The 16,210-nt window shown below is 71.1% G+C and carries 15 protein-coding genes; 8 read left to right on the top strand and 7 right to left on the bottom strand.

Features of this window, described 5'->3' with window-relative positions; translation table 11 throughout:
* Positions 1 to 163 precede the first annotated feature (163 nt).
* From ACIQ8J_RS00780 to ACIQ8J_RS00790, 3 genes are all read left to right on the top strand, one after another.
* Entirely contained in the window at positions 164 to 853 is a 690-nt protein-coding gene (locus tag ACIQ8J_RS00780; protein ID WP_403263457.1) for a maleylpyruvate isomerase family mycothiol-dependent enzyme, read from the top strand.
* 21 nt (positions 854 to 874) lie between these two features.
* Entirely contained in the window at positions 875 to 1,531 is a 657-nt protein-coding gene (locus ACIQ8J_RS00785) for an MBL fold metallo-hydrolase (RefSeq protein ID WP_403263458.1), read from the top strand.
* A 222-nt stretch (positions 1,532 to 1,753) separates the two neighbouring features.
* A complete protein-coding gene (locus ACIQ8J_RS00790; RefSeq protein ID WP_403265134.1) occupies positions 1,754 to 3,040 on the top strand; it encodes an MFS transporter in 1,287 nt (428 codons plus the stop codon).
* 32 nt (positions 3,041 to 3,072) lie between these two features.
* Here the strand turns inward: ACIQ8J_RS00790 and ACIQ8J_RS00795 are convergent, their stop codons facing one another.
* The 5 genes from ACIQ8J_RS00795 to ACIQ8J_RS00815 form a co-directional block, all read right to left on the bottom strand.
* Positions 3,073 to 4,053, bottom strand: a complete 981-nt coding sequence (locus ACIQ8J_RS00795) for a TerC/Alx family metal homeostasis membrane protein (protein ID WP_403263459.1) — start codon at positions 4,051 to 4,053, stop codon at positions 3,073 to 3,075.
* Positions 4,054 to 4,372: 319 nt separating this feature from the next.
* On the bottom strand, positions 4,373 to 6,283 hold the full coding sequence (locus tag ACIQ8J_RS00800; RefSeq protein ID WP_403263460.1) for a TerD family protein: 1,911 nt from the start codon (positions 6,281 to 6,283) through the stop codon (positions 4,373 to 4,375).
* Positions 6,284 to 6,388: 105 nt separating this feature from the next.
* Positions 6,389 to 6,967 carry a TerD family protein gene (locus ACIQ8J_RS00805; RefSeq protein WP_403263461.1) on the bottom strand — a complete coding sequence of 193 codons (579 nt, stop codon included), beginning with the start codon at positions 6,965 to 6,967 and terminating at the stop codon, positions 6,389 to 6,391.
* A gap of 168 nt (positions 6,968 to 7,135) precedes the next feature.
* Positions 7,136 to 9,250: an excinuclease ABC subunit UvrB gene (gene uvrB, locus ACIQ8J_RS00810; RefSeq protein ID WP_403263462.1), complete on the bottom strand. Its 2,115-nt coding sequence runs from the start codon at positions 9,248 to 9,250 to the stop codon at positions 7,136 to 7,138.
* A 51-nt stretch (positions 9,251 to 9,301) separates the two neighbouring features.
* Complete coding sequence (locus ACIQ8J_RS00815; RefSeq protein WP_403263464.1) at positions 9,302 to 10,162, bottom strand: MHYT domain-containing protein; 861 nt, start codon at positions 10,160 to 10,162, stop codon at positions 9,302 to 9,304.
* A gap of 240 nt (positions 10,163 to 10,402) precedes the next feature.
* On the opposite strand from ACIQ8J_RS00815, the gene ACIQ8J_RS00820 reads away from it, so the two are divergent.
* A complete protein-coding gene (locus ACIQ8J_RS00820; RefSeq protein ID WP_403263466.1) occupies positions 10,403 to 10,954 on the top strand; it encodes a methylated-DNA--[protein]-cysteine S-methyltransferase in 552 nt (183 codons plus the stop codon).
* A 218-nt stretch (positions 10,955 to 11,172) separates the two neighbouring features.
* Complete coding sequence (locus tag ACIQ8J_RS00825; RefSeq protein WP_403263468.1) at positions 11,173 to 12,459, top strand: MFS transporter; 1,287 nt, start codon at positions 11,173 to 11,175, stop codon at positions 12,457 to 12,459.
* 73 nt (positions 12,460 to 12,532) lie between these two features.
* Here the strand turns inward: ACIQ8J_RS00825 and ACIQ8J_RS00830 are convergent, their stop codons facing one another.
* Complete coding sequence (locus ACIQ8J_RS00830; RefSeq protein WP_403263470.1) at positions 12,533 to 12,958, bottom strand: cupin domain-containing protein; 426 nt, start codon at positions 12,956 to 12,958, stop codon at positions 12,533 to 12,535.
* Positions 12,959 to 13,244: 286 nt separating this feature from the next.
* On the opposite strand from ACIQ8J_RS00830, the gene ACIQ8J_RS00835 reads away from it, so the two are divergent.
* The 3 genes from ACIQ8J_RS00835 (at position 13,245) to ACIQ8J_RS00845 (ending at position 15,457) form a co-directional block, all read left to right on the top strand.
* Positions 13,245 to 14,159 carry a pseudouridine-5'-phosphate glycosidase gene (locus ACIQ8J_RS00835; protein WP_403263472.1) on the top strand — a complete coding sequence of 305 codons (915 nt, stop codon included), beginning with the start codon at positions 13,245 to 13,247 and terminating at the stop codon, positions 14,157 to 14,159.
* Positions 14,160 to 14,269: 110 nt separating this feature from the next.
* A complete protein-coding gene (locus ACIQ8J_RS00840; protein ID WP_403265135.1) occupies positions 14,270 to 15,175 on the top strand; it encodes a carbohydrate kinase family protein in 906 nt (301 codons plus the stop codon).
* Between the two features lie 81 nt (positions 15,176 to 15,256).
* Complete coding sequence (locus tag ACIQ8J_RS00845) at positions 15,257 to 15,457, top strand: L,D-transpeptidase (RefSeq protein WP_403263474.1); 201 nt, start codon at positions 15,257 to 15,259, stop codon at positions 15,455 to 15,457.
* On the opposite strand, the gene ACIQ8J_RS00850 is transcribed toward ACIQ8J_RS00845, so the two are convergent.
* The gene (locus ACIQ8J_RS00850; RefSeq protein ID WP_403263476.1) at positions 15,454 to 16,092 is read right to left on the bottom strand and encodes a uridine kinase; all 639 of its coding nucleotides are present in this window, start codon (positions 16,090 to 16,092) and stop codon (positions 15,454 to 15,456) included. The two genes, ACIQ8J_RS00845 and ACIQ8J_RS00850, sit on opposite strands and share 4 nt — an antisense overlap.
* Positions 16,093 to 16,210 lie beyond the last annotated feature (118 nt).

Raw genomic sequence — 16,210 nt, forward strand, 5'->3', positions numbered from 1 at the left:
ATGGGGGGCGCCGGATTGCTGTCGGTGAAGTCTTCGGGGAACAGGCCGGCTCGGCGGGAAGCCGATGAGCGATCCCACACCCGAGCGTATAGCACGCGCATTCGATTTACGGACTCGTCCAACCACCTTCACCCGAATGAGTGGCGGGGCTATCGTCGGCGCCATGATTGATCACGCGCGCGACCTGGACTCTGTACGCGAAGCCACCGAACGGCTGCTCACCGCAGCCGCCGGACTGGACAACGCCTCCGTCACCGAGCCGTCACGGCTTCCCGGCTGGAGCCGCGGCCATGTGCTGGCCCATATCGCACGGAACGCGGATGCGCTCGTCAACGTGCTGGCCGGGCGGCCCATGTATGCGAGCGCCGAGATCCGCGACGCCGACATCGACCGCGACGCACCGCGCCCCCTGGCGGTCCAGCTCGCGGACGTGCGCGACAGCGCGGCCGCCTTCCAGGCGGAGGCCGACCGGCCCGCCGACTGGTCGCGCACGGTCGAACTGCGCAACGGCGTGACCGACGCGGCCGCCCGCGTGCCCTTCAGGCGGCTCGTGGAGGTCGAGCTGCACCACGTGGACCTCGGGATCGGATACGAACTGGAGGATCTGCCGGAGGACTTCGTCCGCCGCGAGATCGACTTCCTCGCGGACCGGTTCACCGGGCACCAGGACCTCCCGTCGATCGCGCTGACCGACGACACCGGGCGGAGCTGGACCACCGGGGGCGGCGCCGATGGCGGCCCCGTCCAGGTGACGGGCCCCGCCGCGGACCTCGTCGGCTGGCTGGCTGGACGGCGCGACGGCGCCGCCCTGAAGACGACCGGCGGGGCGCTGCCCGCACTGCCCCCGCTGTGACCCCGGCGATAGGCTGAGCCCATGACGTACAGCGGAGCGGTGAAGGTCGGCGGCCCGGCCGATGTGCATGAGCTGTCGGACCTGATGATCTCCAAGGTCGCGGTCGGGCCGATGAACAACAACGCGTATCTGCTGCGCTGCCGGGCCACCGGCGAGCAGCTGCTCATCGACGCGGCGGCCGAGCCCGGGACGCTGCTCACGCTGATCGGTGACGACGGCATCGCGTCCGTCGTCACCACGCACCGCCACGGCGACCACTGGCAGGCACTCGCCGAGGTCGTCGCGGCGACGGGCGCGCGTACCTACGCCGGCCGGTACGACGCCGAGGGCATCCCGGTGCCGACCGATGTCCCCGTCGAGGACGGGGACACGATCAGGGTCGGCCGCGTCGAGCTCACCGCGCGCCACCTGGTCGGCCACACACCCGGCTCGATCGCCCTGGTCTACGACGACCCGCACGGCCACCCCCATGTGTTCACCGGCGACTGCCTGTTCCCGGGCGGTGTGGGCAACACCTGGAAGGACCCCGAGGCCTTCGCCAGCCTCATCCGCGATGTCGAGGCCAAGCTCTTCGACGCGCTGCCGGACGAGACCTGGGTGTATCCCGGTCACGGCAACGACACCACCCTCGGCGACGAGCGTCCGCACCTGCCGGAGTGGCGCGCCCGGGGCTGGTAGCCGCCCGGCGGCGGGTTCCTCGGCCGGGCCCGGTGGCGGGTCCGGCTCGATCGGAGCGACGGAGAGGTCCATGCCTCGATCGTGGCACCCGCCACTGACAATCGGCGGCGCGGAAGTGCGCCCGCCCGCCGTCCGGTGAGCTTCCGTGCGCCCCCGTAACGGATGATCACCAGGGGTAGTTGGCGTGACATGCGCACCACCACTGCCCCGGCCGCTCCTTCGATGGTCCGCCTCGCGGCCGCCTCGCTCGCGGGGACCGCCATCGAGTTCTACGACTTCTTCGTGTACGGGACCGCGGCCGCCCTCGTCCTCGGCCCGCTCTTCTTTCCGACGTTCTCCGCGCTCGCGGGAACTCTGGCCGCCTTCGGCACATTTGGGGTCGGCTTCCTGGCCCGCCCCCTCGGCTCGGTCGTCTTCGGGCACATCGGCGACCGCTACGGGCGTCGCCCGGTGATGTTCGCCTCGCTGGCGCTGACCGGGCTCGCGACGGTGGCGGTCGGCTGCGTACCCTCGTACGCCACGATCGGTATCGCGGCGCCCTCACTGCTGCTTGTGCTGCGGTTCCTTCAAGGGCTCGGGCTCGGTGGCGAATGGGGCGGCGCGGTGCTGCTCACGGCCGAGCACGCCCCCGCCCACCGGCGCGCGCTGTGGGCGAGCTTCCCACAGATCGGGCCCCCCACCGGTTTCCTGCTGGCCAACGGGGTGATCCTCGCACTGTCCGCCGGGCTGACCGACGCCGAGTTCCGCGACTGGGGTTGGCGGGTGCCGTTCTGGGGCGCCGGGCTGCTCGCGCTGGCCGGACTGCTGCTGCGGACCTCGCTGGCCGAGACGCCGCAGTTCCGCGAGATGGGCGAGCCGGCGAAGCTGCCGATGCTCGAAGTGGCGCGCGAGCACTGGCGGTTGGTGCTGCTGACCGCGGGGGCCCTCGCGATGGGGTACGCCGTCTTCTACGCGGTGTCGACCTGGTCACTGGCGTACGCGACGGAACGCCTAGGGGTCGACCGCACGGTGATGCTGGTCTGCATCATGGCGGCCGTGGCGGTCATGGGCGCGCTGACACCTCTCGCGGCACTGCTCGGCGACCGCTACGGGCGCCGATCGCTCTGCCTGGTGGGGTGCGCGGCGACGGTGGCGTGGATGTTCCCGATGGTGGCGCTGCTCGCGACCGCCGAGCCGCTTCTGATCTTCGCCGGATTCCTCGGTGCGATGCTGGCGTTCATCTCGATGTTCGCGGTGATCGCGGCGTATCTGCCGGAGCTGTACGAGCCGAGGGTGCGCTGCACGGGAGCCGCGGTCGGCTACAACCTGGGCGGTGTGCTGGGCGGCGCGCTCACCCCGATCGTGGCGACTTCCCTGTCCCGCGGTGAGGGCCCGCCGTGGGGTGTGGCCGCCTATCTGACCGGGATCGGGCTGCTGAGCCTGGGCTGTTTCGCGCTGCTTCCCGAGACCCGGCCCGCGCCGGTGGCGGAGCCGGGCCCCGGAGCGGAGCCGGAGGCGGCCCCGGCGTAATGGGCCGCCTCGCCCTGCGGGGGAAGCGCAGGTCAGGCGCCGATCCTGTCCTTCTCGGGCGCCTCGGCCACCGCCTGATTCTTGGTGGCCACGAGGCTGGTGATGGTGGTGATGACCAGCACTCCGCAGATGACGGCGAGCGAGACCGGGATGGAGATCTCCGGAACGTTCACCCCGTTCTCGTGCAGCGCGTGCAGCACCAGTTTCACGCCGATGAAGCCGAGGATGACCGAGAGGCCGTAGCTGAGGTGCACCAGCTTCTTGAGCAGTCCGCCGATCAGGAAGTACAGCTGACGCAGACCCATCAACGCGAAGGCGTTGGCGGTGAAGACGATGTACGGGTCCTGGGTGAGGCCGAAGATCGCGGGGATCGAGTCCATCGCGAACAGCACGTCGGTGGTGCCGATGGCGAGCATGACGACCATCAGCGGCGTCAGGATCCTCTTGCCGTTCTTCTCCACGAACAGCTTGGTGCCGCGGTACTTGTCGGCGACTCCGAACTTCTTCTCGACGGACTTGAGCAGGCGGTTCTCCTCGAACTCCTCCTCCTCGTCGCCGGATCGCGCCTCCTGGATGAGCTTCCAGGCGGTGTAGATCAGGAACGCGCCGAAGATGTAGAAGACCCAGGAGAAGCTGGCGATGATCGCGGCGCCGGCCGCGATGAAGATCGCGCGCAGTACGAGAGCGATCAACACACCGAAGAGCAGCACCCGTTGCTGGAGCTGGGAGGGCACCGAGAACTTCGCCATGATCAGGATGAAGACGAAGAGGTTGTCGACGGAGAGCGACTTCTCGGTGATGAAGCCCGCGAAGAACTCGCCCGATGCCTGACTGTTGCCGAAGAACAGCAGGCCGAGGCCGAAGAGCGCGGCCAGCACGATCCAGACCACGGTCCAGACGCCGGCCTCCTTGACCGACACGTCATGGGGTTTGCGCCCGATGAAGAAGTCGGCCGCGATCAGGGCACACAGACCGAGAATGGTCAGTACCCACAGGGTCATTGAAACGTCCACTGCGCCTCCGGCGTCGTACGGCTACTGATCAGCGTCGTCGCTGCCGGAGGTCTCTTCCACCCGGGCGCCTTCCCTCGCGCCGCGGGCCGGCGTCCCGGGACCCGTCCCGTGGGTCCGTATTGACGGGAACGCCGCAGCCGGGAGTACTCCCCTCCGCTGGAGGGAGTCTATCCGAATCACCAAGAACCAGTAAAGAGATTGGTAAGGGCTGACCAAGTAGCCAGGTCGGAGGTGGTCACACCGGTCCTTTTGGCGGGCCGCCGGGGCCTCGGCATCGGCCGGAGAGCCGGCGGGCGTCCGGTGGATCGGGGGCGGCCACCTAGCGTGGCCAGGCGTCGCGGGCCTCGCCGACCTGGCCGAGTACCCGCTCCAGAATCCGGCTGCCGGGCGGCGTCAGCGGGGGCTCGTACGTCCAGGCGTGGCCGACCCACGGGTCGGCGAGGTGGTCGTCGGGCACCGGGGTCAACCGGAGCAGCGAGCGCCACAGCGGCTGGAGGACCGGCCCGTACTCACTGGCCTCCTCGCGGTCGGCGACCATCAGGAGGTGCACGCCCACCGACGGCCCCTCGTCGGCCAGGTAGCGCAGCTGGTTCAGCGCGCGGTCGTCGAAGCCGTGCGGGAAGTCGTTGACGATCAGCAGCTGTTCGGCGGTGTCCATGCCGGGCGGCAGCGCGTCGGCGCCCGCGCCGCCCCGGACCGCCATCTGCACGAGGTCCACCCGCTGGGTGAGTCGGGCGAGCACCTCAGCCACTCCGGCCGCACCTGCCGCGGGCGGTGCGGCGAGCACCCCGGCGCGGGTGAGCGGCGCGAGGCGGGCCGCCGCCGAGCCCGCCGGGTCGATGACGTGGACCGCGAACTCATGGGCCGGATGGACCGCGAGCAGCCGGGCCGCGACCGCCACCGCCGTGTCCATCGCCAGACCCTTGACCTGGTCCGGGTCCATGAACGCCGCCGCCTCGGAGTCGGTGCGGCCGGAATCGATCCACAACCCCCGCTCCAGCGGCAGCCGGACCAGCATCGGAATGCGCAGCTCCGGCTGCTCGGGCAGATGCAGATCGCCGATCCGCAGCGCCATGGGGAGCTCCATCGGGGCCCGGTAGGCGTGCCACACCGGGTTGTCCCAGCGGGCGTACGCGGGCGGCAGGGCGGGCTCGACGACCTCCGACTCGGCGGCCAGCTGGGCGAGATCGCGGTCGAGGACCTCTCGGGCCCGGTCCACGAGCTGCTCGCGCTTGGTGCGGGCCTGCTCGCGCGCCTGGTCCCCGGCGGAGCCGTTGCGGCCGTGCGGGTCGGCGAGGACGAGGTCCAGCTCCTGCTCCATCCGCGAGTCTGCGAAGTCGACGGCGCTGCGATAGGCGGCGATGGTGCGGGCCAGATCCTCGAACATGCCCCACACCTGGTTGTAGAGCCGCTCGTCCATGGACCAGCCGCTCGCGTCACCCGCGACGGGCTCTACGGGCTCGCCGGGAGCGGCGGGCGGTGCGGCCGGGGGCGGCGGGGGCGCGGTGGTCCGGCGGCGCGGATGGCCGTAGTCGATGGCACCGCCGACCGCGGACTGGGGTGCGGTGACGGGCTGTTGGCCGTCCGCCGACCCGGTCCCGCCGGCCGGTCCGGGCGCGGACGTACGGACCCGGGCGTCCTCGCTCGTACGGGGCGGGGCCGCCGCCACCGAACGGGAGGCGCCGAGGGTGATCACGTCCTGGGCGGCGGCGGCCAGCTGCTGCGCCTCGGGCAGTCCCTGGTCGGCGAGCAGTTCTGCGAGGCCGCCCGCGTATCCCTGCCCGACGGCACGGATCTTCCAGCCGCCCCGGCGGCGGTAGAGCTCCAGGGCGACGACGGCGGACTCGGTGCTGAGACCGGTGACGGTGTAGCTGGCGATCTCGGTGCCGTCGGGGCCGGTGACGGCCACGAAGGGCGCGGCGACGGCCGCGAAGCGGCTGGGTCCCGGGGCGCCGGGCGCCAGGGCGAGGAGCACGTGCACCCGGTGCACCTCCTCGGCCAGGGCCTCCAGGTCCACGGCGAGGCGGTGGTCGGGGGCGGCCTGTCCGGAGACCTCGACTCCGGGCAGGACCGGCGAGCCGGGGTGGGCGACCCGATCCGCGCCGCGCACCCTGCCCTGCTCGTCGCCGAGCGTGGCGCCGACCACGACCGGGGTGCCGACCGACACCCGGATCTCCAGTCGGGTCTGGGGCAGGGGGTGGTTCTGTCCCCGTACCAGCTCGGCCGTCATCGCCTCTGTCCCCTCGTCGAGTTGATGGTGGTGCGTGTGCGGTTGCGAGGCAGCTCCCGGTGGCGCCGTGCCTCCGGGAGCTGCGGTGTCGGTGATCCGGTGCGGTCAGAGCTGCGGCAGGATCGCCGGCATCAGGTCCTGGAAGGTGCGGCCGTTGGCGGGGTTGCCGATGGCGGTCATCTGCCAGCCGCCGCCCGCACGGTGCACCTTGGCCATGATCTGCGCGGTGTACTGGCCGCCGCCGTCCAGCGTGTAGCGGGCCAGCTCCTGGCCGTTGGTCTCGTCGACCAGACGGCAGAACGCGTTCTGCACCTCCTGGAACGTCTGGCCGGTGAACGAGTTGACCGTGAAGACGATCTGGTCGATGTGGACCGGCACGCGCGAGAGGTCCACCAGGATCGACTCGTCGTCACCGCCCTGGCCCGTGCCGCCCACGAGGTTGTCACCGGTGTGCCGGACCGAGCCGTCGTCGCTGACCAGGTGGCGGAAGAAGACCACGTCGACGGGCTGCTTGTCGGCGAAGAGCACCGCCGACGCGTCCAGGTCGATCTCCCGCGTCCGCTTGCCGAACAGGCCCCGGCGCGGTGCCGCCTGCCAGCCGAGCCCCATCCGCACCGCGGTCAGGGTGCCGCCACCCTGCTTCTCCAGACTGATGGCCTGGCCCTTGGACAGATTGACCGTCACGCGCTGTCCCCTCTCCCCATGTGTCGTTCTTGATGCGCTTTGCGCTCTTCTACGTTGTTCGGGCCGACCCTACGCAGCGGCAAGGCCCCCGCCGCCCCGCAGGGGCCTTTTGTGGCGGTGTTGCAACACACCGCGTATGCCCGGCACCGGCGCCCGCCGACGGGCCGGTCAGGCGAGCCCCGCCTCCTTCATCTGACGGAGCTCCTTCTTCAACTCGCCCACCTCGTCGCGCAGTCGGGCCGCCACCTCGAACTGCAGATCCGCGGCCGCGGCCCGCATCCGGTCGGTCATCTCCTCGATGATTCCGGCCAGTTCGGCCGCGGGCCGGTCGGTGAGCTCCTTCTTGCCGCCCTTGGCCGTCTTCGCCGCCTTGCCGCCGAGCGAGGGCACCGGCGCCTTGCCTTCCTTGCCCTTGCGGTATCCGGAGCCAAGCAGTTCCTCGGTGTCGACCTCTTCGCGCGCGATCGTCGCCACGATGTCGTTGATCTTCTTCCGCAGCGGCTGCGGGTCGATCCCCTTCTCCTTGTTGTACGCGATCTGCTTCTCGCGGCGCCGGTTGGTCTCCTCGATGGCCTTCTCCATCGCCGGGGTGATGCGGTCGGCGTACATGTGGACCTGGCCGGAGACGTTGCGCGCCGCTCGGCCGATGGTCTGGATCAGGGAGGTGCCGGAGCGCAGGAAGCCCTCCTTGTCGGCGTCGAGGATCGACACCAGGGAGACCTCGGGCAGGTCGAGGCCCTCGCGCAGCAGGTTGATGCCGACGAGCACGTCGTACTCGCCGGCGCGCAGTTCGCGAAGGAGCTCGATGCGGCGCAGGGTGTCGACGTCGCTGTGCAAGTACCGCACCTGGATGCCCAGTTCGAGGAAGTAGTCGGTGAGGTCCTCGGCCATCTTCTTGGTGAGGGTGGTGACCAGGACCCGCTCGTCCTTCTCGGTGCGCTTGCGGATCTCGTGCACCAGGTCGTCGATCTGGCCCTCGGTGGGCTTGACCACGACCTCGGGGTCGACCAGGCCGGTGGGGCGGATGATCTGCTCCACGAAGCCGTCGCCGCGCGACAGTTCGTACTTGCCGGGAGTGGCCGACAGATAGACGGTCTGGCCGATGCGGCCGAGGAACTCCTCCCACTTCAGCGGCCGGTTGTCCAGCGCCGACGGCAGCCGGAAGCCATGGTCGACCAGGGTCCGCTTGCGGGAGGCGTCACCCTCGTACATCGCGCCGATCTGCGGCACGGTCACATGCGACTCGTCCAGGACGAGCAGGAAGTCCTCGGGGAAGTAGTCGATCAGGGTGTTGGGCGCGGTGCCGGGCTCGCGGCCGTCGAAGTGCATCGAGTAGTTCTCGACGCCGGAGCAGCTGCCGATCTGGCGGAGCATCTCGATGTCGTACGTGGTGCGCATGCGCAGCCGCTGGGCCTCCAGGAGCTTGCCCTGCTTCTCCAGCTCGGCGAGGCGCTGCTCCAGCTCCTTCTCGATGCCGTTGACGGCCTTCTCCATGCGCTCCGGGCCCGCCACGTAGTGGCTGGCGGGGAAGACGTAGAGCGACTGGTCCTCACTGATGATCTCGCCCGTGATCGGGTGGAGGGTGGAGAGCGCCTCGATCTCGTCGCCGAACATCTCGATGCGGACGGCCAGTTCCTCGTACACCGGGAAGATCTCGATGGTGTCGCCGCGCACCCTGAAGGTGCCGCGGGCGAACGCCACGTCGTTGCGCGTGTACTGGATGTCCACGAAGCGGCGCAGCAGCTGGTCGCGGTCGATCTCGTCGCCGACCTTGAGCTGGACCATCCGGTCGACGTACTCCTGCGGGGTGCCGAGGCCGTAGATGCAGGAGACGGAGGCGACCACGATCACGTCGCGACGGGTCAGCAGCGAGTTCGTCGCGGAGTGGCGCAGCCGCTCGACCTCCTCGTTGATCGAGGAGTCCTTCTCGATGTAGGTGTCCGACTGCGGGACGTACGCCTCGGGCTGGTAGTAGTCGTAGTACGACACGAAGTACTCGACGGCGTTGTTGGGCAGCAGCTCGCGGAACTCGTTGGCCAGCTGGGCGGCTAGGGTCTTGTTCGGCGCCATGACGAGCGTGGGGCGCTGGAGCTTCTCGATCATCCAGGCAGTCGTCGCCGACTTTCCGGTGCCGGTGGCGCCGAGGAGGACGACATCCTTCTCACCTGCACGGATGCGCTTCTCCAGGTCGGCGATGGCCGCCGGCTGGTCACCGCTGGGCTGGTAGGGACTGACGACCTCGAAAGGCGCCACCGTACGTTCGATCTTGGAAACGGGCCGCATGCAACCACCGTACGACCCGCCACTGACAACCGGGGTCCGATCGCGTCCCGGTCACCAGTCGTGCGGGGAGGCCGAGCCTTCGCGCGGGGGCTCGGAAGCCGCCCAGCTGGTGCGTTCCGGGAACGACGGGCGGTGCCGGGGCACCGGGACGATCCGGGGTGGACGCTTCTCCCAGTCCGGTTTGCCCATGACGACCAGCGGATCGAACATCACGACCACCCCGGCGAGGAGCAGGAAGGCGACGGGACCGATCAGCATCGGCGCGAGCAGGGCGGCCGGCGACTCCCCGCCGCCCGCGGCATGCGTGCCGTGCAGCTGGACGCTGAGCGCGGCCATCCCCGTGTAGTGCATGCCGCTGACCGCGACGCCCATGACGAGGCTGGCCCCCAGACTGGCCAGGAAGCCATGCACGGAGACGGCGGCCCAGAGCGCGGCGGTGGCGGCCACCACCGCGATCACCACGGAGATGCTGACGATGAGGGTGTTGTACTCGAACTGCCCGTTCATCCTGATCCCGGCCATGCCCAGGTAGTGCATGGTGGCCACGCCCAGACCGGTGATCGTGCCTCCGGTGACCAGCGCCATGGGGGTGGCGCCCCGGTAGCCGACGATGAAGATGCCGATGCCGACCATCACGATCGCGACGGCGAGGCTGGCGAAGGTGATGCCCCGGTCGTAGCCGAGCGGCGCCTCATGGACCGTGAAGCCCATCATCGCGATGAAGTGCATGGTCCAGATGCCCGACCCTATGGAGGTGGCGCCGAGGGCCAGCCAGGCGGCCTTGAAGGAGCGCTCGGTCCGCAGGGACCGGGCGGTGCAGCGCAGTCCCAGTGCTCCGCCGAGGCAGGCCATGATGAACGCCGCGACCGGCGTCACAAGGCCATAGGTGAATCCGTCGACCGTCCCGTGCATACCCGTGTGCCCTTCACCCCGTACCGACTGAAGAGGCCCTACCCCTGTTGCGGCCCTGGTTCGGGGCGACCCTAGGGCCCGCTGCGCGACAGGCAAACATTTTCCGGGCAATTTATCGACTCCGGGCGCCTGGGAGTTCCGGTCTGGGCGGATCCGTTCCCATTGGTGCCGCCGATTTCCGCCCCTCGCGCCTCTCGCGGGCGGGCCGCGCTGTCAGTGGGCGGCCGTACGGTGGTCGACATGGACAGCAGTGCGCAGTTCGTCGAATGGGCCGTCGTCGAGAGCGACATCGGCCCGCTGCTCCTCGCCGCCACCGGCCAGGGCCTGGTCAACGTGGTGTTCCACGCGGATGAAGCGGTGCGCGACCGGGCCGTGCGGGCCCTCGCCGCCCGGTTCGGCACCGAGCCGGCCCCGGCCGTGCCCGGCCGGGCGGGTCCACTGGATGAGCCCATACGTCAGATCGCGGCCTACTTCGCGGGCGGGCTGCGGGAGTTCGCGCTGCCGCTCGACTGGTCGCTCGCGTCCGGCTTCAACCGGCAGGTACTGCGCGAACTGGCGACGGGCGTTCCGTACGGGACGGTGGTGGGCTACGGCGATCTGGCCCGCCGGGTCGGCCAGCCCGGAGCGGCCCAGGCGGTGGGCGCGGCCATGGGGGCCAACCCGCTGCCGGTGGTGGTGCCCTGCCACCGCGTGGTGGAGAGCGACGGTGGGCTCGGCGGATTCGGCGGCGGCCTGGAAACGAAGCGGCGCCTCCTCGCCCTTGAGGGGGTGCTGCCGGAGCCGCTGTTCTGAGGGGTTGCGGCGGCGCTGGGGGCCGTTTGTCTCTTGCACGGGTACGGGGTACGGGCGGGCTGCCGCAGCCCTGTTCTGGGCGACTGTGGCCCGGGGCCGTTTGCATCGTGCGCGGGTGCCAGGGGGCCCGGGGATGTGTGGCAGCCCGTATTCTGCGCGGCTGCGGCCCCAGGGGGCCGTTTGCACCGTGCGCGTGTACGGGCTGGCACACTGCGCCAGTGACTACGCTCCCGGATGCCTCCGACACCGGCCGCGCACCCGACAGGGCCGCACTGCCGGCGCTGCGGCGGCGAATAACCGCAGTGCTGATCGCGAGCCAGATACTCGGCGGACTCGCGAATGCCACGGGGATCGCACTCGCTGCCGTACTGGCCGCCGAGATCAGCGGCAGCCAGGCCCTGTCCGGGCTCGCCTCGGCGTCCATGGTGGCCGGGCCCGCGCTGCTCGCGATGCCGCTGGCCGCGCTTATGACCAAGCGCGGCCGCCGCCCCGGACTGGTGCTCGCCTATCTCCTCGGCGCGGTGGGAGCCGTGGTCGCGGTCACCGGCGCGGTGCTCGACAGCTTCCCGCTGCTGCTCTGCGGCATGGCCGTCTTCGGGGCCGGGTCCCTGGGCAACCTCCAGGCCCGGTACGCCGCCGCCGACCTCGCCGAGCCCGGCCGGCGGGGCCGGGCGATCTCCACCGTGGTCTGGGCGACGACGATCGGCGCCGTGCTCGGCCCGAACATCGCCGCACCCGCCGGGCGCAGCGTCACCGGGTTCGGCATACCGGCGGCCGCGGGCCCGTTCGTCTGGGCGGCCGGGGTGTTCCTGCTTTCCGCCGGACTCGTCGCCGTACTGCTGCGCCCGGACCCCCTGCTGACCGCACGCGAACTGGACGGCAGCGCGGCGCAGCCCCCGGCGGCCCGCTCGCTGCGGGCCGGGGTCGCGGCGGTCAGGGACTCACCTCGGGCCCGCCTCGCGCTGGTCACCGTGGCCGTCTCGCACACCGCAATGGTGTCGATCATGTCGATGACGCCGGTCGCGCTCACCCGCCACGGCGCGGACATCGAGCTGATCGGCCTGGTCATCAGCATCCACATCGCGGGGATGTACGCGTTCTCGCCAGTGATGGGCTGGCTCGCCGACCGCCTCGGGCGGCTCTCGGTGATCGGTCTGGCGGCCGGACTGCTGTGCTGCGCCGCCCTGTTGGCGGGCACCGCGGGCGCGAGCCACGGGCAGACCATGGCGGGACTCTTCCTGCTGGGCCTCGGCTGGTCGGCGGGACTGGTCTCCGGTTCGGCCCTGCTGACCGACTCCGTACCGGGCCCCGCCCGCGCCGCCGTGCAGGGCCTCTGCGACCTGACCATGAATGTGGCGGCAGGCCTCGGCGGCCTCGCGGCCGGCCTGATCGTGGCCCGCGCGGGCTACGGCTGGCTGAACGCGGTGGGCGCGTCATTACTGCTGCCGATGGCGGGCTTGGCACTGTTCACATCCCGGCGGCATGGGGCGCGGGGCACGGCCTAAGGAACAGCGAGGGGGTGGTTTCGGGGGGCCGGCTCATGCCTCCCGAAACCAGGGAACGCGGTTCAGGGCCCGACTACAGACTGATGTGGTAGGCCTTGCGCAGCGTCTCGTGGACGGTCCAGGTCGTTCGGTCGCCCTCGCGCAGCACGCATGCGTCGCCGGGGCCGACCTCCAGCGTGTCGCCGCCCGCCACCTCGACGGTGGCGCGACCGCTGATCACCACGAAGAGTTCGCTGGCCTCGGTGTCGGTCACCACGCCCGGGGTGATCTGCCAGATGCCCCGTATCTGCTTCCCGTCCGCCGACTCCCACAGCACCTTCCCGGTCACCTCCGGGGTGCCGGAGACGATCTGTCCGGGGTCGAGCGGCTCCGGCTCCAGTTCGGCGTCGGCAATGTGCACGGCAAAGGATGCGGGTGCGACGAGCGAGTGGGGAGAAGCAAGCGAGTCGGGAGAAGCAGCGGAGTCGGGGGCGGTGCGGGCCTGGTCCATGGTGCTCATGGCCGGTCAATCTAGCCGCGTACGGCAACGGCTCCGACCGGCAGTCCGGCCAGGTCTGACCACCCCTCCGCGACAGTCTGTCCAGCGCGTCTCCTCAGCCGGCGCGCAGTCGCTCAAACCGGCTTCGTCAGGAAGAAGTTGGAATGCCGGAGCGAGCGGCCCGGATCTGCCGCTGCCCTCAGCCGAGCTGTCCTTGGCTACGTGCGGCGCGTCGACATCCGCAGCCCGGCCCCGGCCCCGCGCGGCAGAACGTTTACCCGGCTTCCGGACGTGCCAGGGATGGGGCATGCCCTTTGACGACGTACCTGATGCGAGCAAGGTGTCGGACGAAGTACGGACCGCCCTCGACGAAGGCCGTCCGGTTGTCGCCCTGGAGTCGACGATCATCTCGCACGGCCTCCCCCGGCCGCGCAATCTGCGGGTCGCCACCGAGCTTGAGCAACTGGTACGGGCCAAGGGCGCCGTTCCCGCGACGATCGCCGTCCTCGACGGGCGGCCCCTGGTGGGCCTGGACAAGGCGCAGTTGGAGCGGGTGGCGAACGAGGAGTTGCGCAAGCTGGGGCACCGCGATCTGCCGATGGCCCTGGCGACCGGGGCGAGTGGGGCGACGACCGTGTCGGCGACCGCGTTCCTGGCCGCGCGGGCGGGCCTGCGCGTCTTCGCGACCGGCGGGCTCGGCGGCGTACACCGCGAATGGGCCGAGACGCAGGACGAGTCGGCGGATCTGCGACTCCTCGCCCGCACTCCGATCGCCGTGGTGTGCGCCGGCGTGAAGTCGATCCTCGATGTACCGGCCACGCTCCAGCGCCTGGAGACGCTGGGAATCGGCGTGCTCGGCTACGGCACGGACCGCTTCCCCGGGTTCTACCTCTCCAGTTCGGGCGAGCCGGTCGACTGGACGGTACGCACGCCTCAGGAGGCCGCGGACGTGCTGCGGGCCCATCGTTCACTCGCGCTCAACTCGGCGCTGATCGTGGCCAATCCCGTACCCGAGGCCGAACAACTCGATCCGCGACTGCACGACGAGGTGCTCGCGGCGGGCCTCGCCGCCTGCCGGGCCGCTGGCGTCACGGGCCAGGCGGTGACCCCGTTCCTCCTCGGCTACCTGGTCGAGCACACGGACGGCGCCTCACTGGAGGCGAACGTGGCGGCGGTGCGCGGCAACGTCCGGCTCGCCGCGGACATCGCGGCGGCGCTGTGAGGGATGCCGCGGGTGCGGGTGACGACCGGACAGGGGTGGGCGGCGGGCGCACCGGCACGGGCGGCGGGCGCACCGAGGCGGATGACGGGTGCCCCGGCGCCGACGGCGGGCTGACCGGCTCGGGCGGTGGGCTCCTCGTCGTCGGGGACGTCGTCACCGACGTGGTCGCCCGGCATCGCGGCCCGCTCGCGTCCGCGACGGACACCATGGCCCACATCCGTACGGTGCCAGGCGGCGCGGGCGCCAACGCGGCCTGCTGGGCGGCCCATTCGGGCTGTCCGGACGTACGCCTGCTGGCCCGGGTCGGCCGGGACTCGGCCGGCTGGCACGATCTTCGGCTGCGCCGGGCCGGCGTGCGCCCCCTGCTGATCCCGGACGCCGACGCACCCACCGCGACCGTGATCGCCCTGGTCGACACGGCGACGGCGGAGCGCACCTTCCTGACCGACAGCGGCGCCGTCCACCGCATGAACCCCGCCGACTGGTCGCCCACCCTCCTCGACGGCGTCTCCCACCTCCACCTCTCCGGGTACCTTCTCTTCGCCGACCCGAGCCGCGAACTGGCCCTCGTCGCAAGGAAGTCGGCCCAGCGGACCCGCGTCACCGTGAGCCTGGACCCGGCATCGACCGGCTTCATCCACGCGCTGGGCGTCGACCGCTTCCTGGCCATGGCCGAGGGCACGGACATCCTGCTGCCCAACGCGGACGAGGCGGCCTTCCTGACCGGACTGCCCGAACCAGCCGACGCCGCAGCCAAGTTGAGCCGCCAGTTCCCCCTGGTGGCGGTCACCCTGGGCGCGGCAGGAGCGCTGGTGGCCGCTGCCGGGGAGGTCATCGCGGAAGTCGCGGCGCCGCAGGCGACAGCCCTGGACTCCACCGGCGCGGGCGACGCCTTCACCGGCGCCTTCCTCGCCGCCCACCTGACCTGCGCGCCCCCGAGGGAGGCGGCGGAGGCGGGGTGCCGGGCGGGAGCACTGGCGGTGGGGCTGGTGGGAGGAAGGCCACCGTTGGGGTAGGGGTGGTGGCAAATGATGGACGGGCGTGCCAGGAGAGCCAGGTCATCGTGCCGGCCGACGGCTTCGCCGACCCGATCACCTGTGGTCTTCCCGCCGGTTGCCCTCCGGTCGGGCCAGGCCGGGAAGGCCACCCGCACCGGCTGGTTCCGCGTCGAACGGCGCTACCGTGACGGCTGGTCCACCCTGTACAACTCGCCGATGCCCTTCAGCCAGTACTTCAGCGGGGGCCGGGCCACGGAACGCGTCTTCCAGTCCCAGGCAGTCTGCCTGCCGGTCGGCTAGGGGATGTCCGTCCAAGCCGGATGCCGAGGATCGTCGACGCGTACGACAACATCGGCGGCGTCCCCCGGCCACACCTCGGCTTCGTAGCGTTCGAAGGCGGTGAGCGTCCAGCGGGCGTTCTCTTCCGTGCGGCGTCGCAGGGCAGGTGCGGACAGCCCGAGGTGCACGGTGAGGTCGAAGGGGAACCAGCGGCCGAGGAGCAAGGGGCCGTGCAGGACCAGCACTCCTCCTTCGGGGAGAAGTCGGTAGGGGCTTCGGGTCGCCCGGTCGGTCGCCGGGTCCCAGAGGTCGGGCAGTACCCGGCCGGTGCCGCCCGGCTCCAGTGGTCCGAACACCTCCCGCCACAGGGCGCCGGTGTCGAACCAGCCGTCGTAGTACGTGTCCGGGTCCTCGCGGCCGTACTCGTAGCGCAACGAGGCCGGTCGCAGGAAGCCCTCGGTCGAGACCGTGAGAACGGACCTGCCGCGAAGGCGGAGCGATTCCGCCACGCGTTCCGCCAGCTCCGCGGGGCGGGCCGCCGGGGCACCGTCGATGCCGATGCGCAGCCAGGGGCTGCCGTCGGCCGCCTTGAGGTCCATGGCCCGTTCGGTGAGAGCCCCGGTCAGCCGTTCCCAGGTGATCGCTTCGAGTCGCACGCCTCCATCATGCGGGGCGGGCCGACTTGACCTTGACGGCAGGATCCGGGCATCGCCGCGGTGAGCAACGACACGACAGCGGTGGATCCACGAACGGCAAGGCCAATCCGCCCTGTTC

The organism is Streptomyces sp. NPDC094147, assembly GCF_044764265.1.
GTDB lineage: Bacteria > Actinomycetota > Actinomycetes > Streptomycetales > Streptomycetaceae > Streptomyces.

Bases quoted from the DNA above. Each gene is read 5' to 3' on its own strand.
- ACIQ8J_RS00820 (WP_403263466.1), top strand. From the start codon at position 10,403: ATGGACAGCAGTGCGCAGTTCGTCGAATGGGCCGTCGTCGAGAGCGAC.
- ACIQ8J_RS00785 (WP_403263458.1), top strand. From the start codon at position 875: ATGACGTACAGCGGAGCGGTGAAGGTCGGCGGCCCGGCCGATGTGCAT.
- ACIQ8J_RS00790 (WP_403265134.1), top strand. From the start codon at position 1,754: ATGGTCCGCCTCGCGGCCGCCTCGCTCGCGGGGACCGCCATCGAGTTC.
- ACIQ8J_RS00835 (WP_403263472.1), top strand. From the start codon at position 13,245: ATGCCCTTTGACGACGTACCTGATGCGAGCAAGGTGTCGGACGAAGTA.
- uvrB (WP_403263462.1), bottom strand. From the start codon at position 9,250: ATGCGGCCCGTTTCCAAGATCGAACGTACGGTGGCGCCTTTCGAGGTC.
- ACIQ8J_RS00780 (WP_403263457.1), top strand. From the start codon at position 164: ATGATTGATCACGCGCGCGACCTGGACTCTGTACGCGAAGCCACCGAA.
- ACIQ8J_RS00800 (WP_403263460.1), bottom strand. From the start codon at position 6,283: ATGACGGCCGAGCTGGTACGGGGACAGAACCACCCCCTGCCCCAGACC.
- ACIQ8J_RS00830 (WP_403263470.1), bottom strand. From the start codon at position 12,958: ATGAGCACCATGGACCAGGCCCGCACCGCCCCCGACTCCGCTGCTTCT.
- ACIQ8J_RS00815 (WP_403263464.1), bottom strand. From the start codon at position 10,162: ATGCACGGGACGGTCGACGGATTCACCTATGGCCTTGTGACGCCGGTC.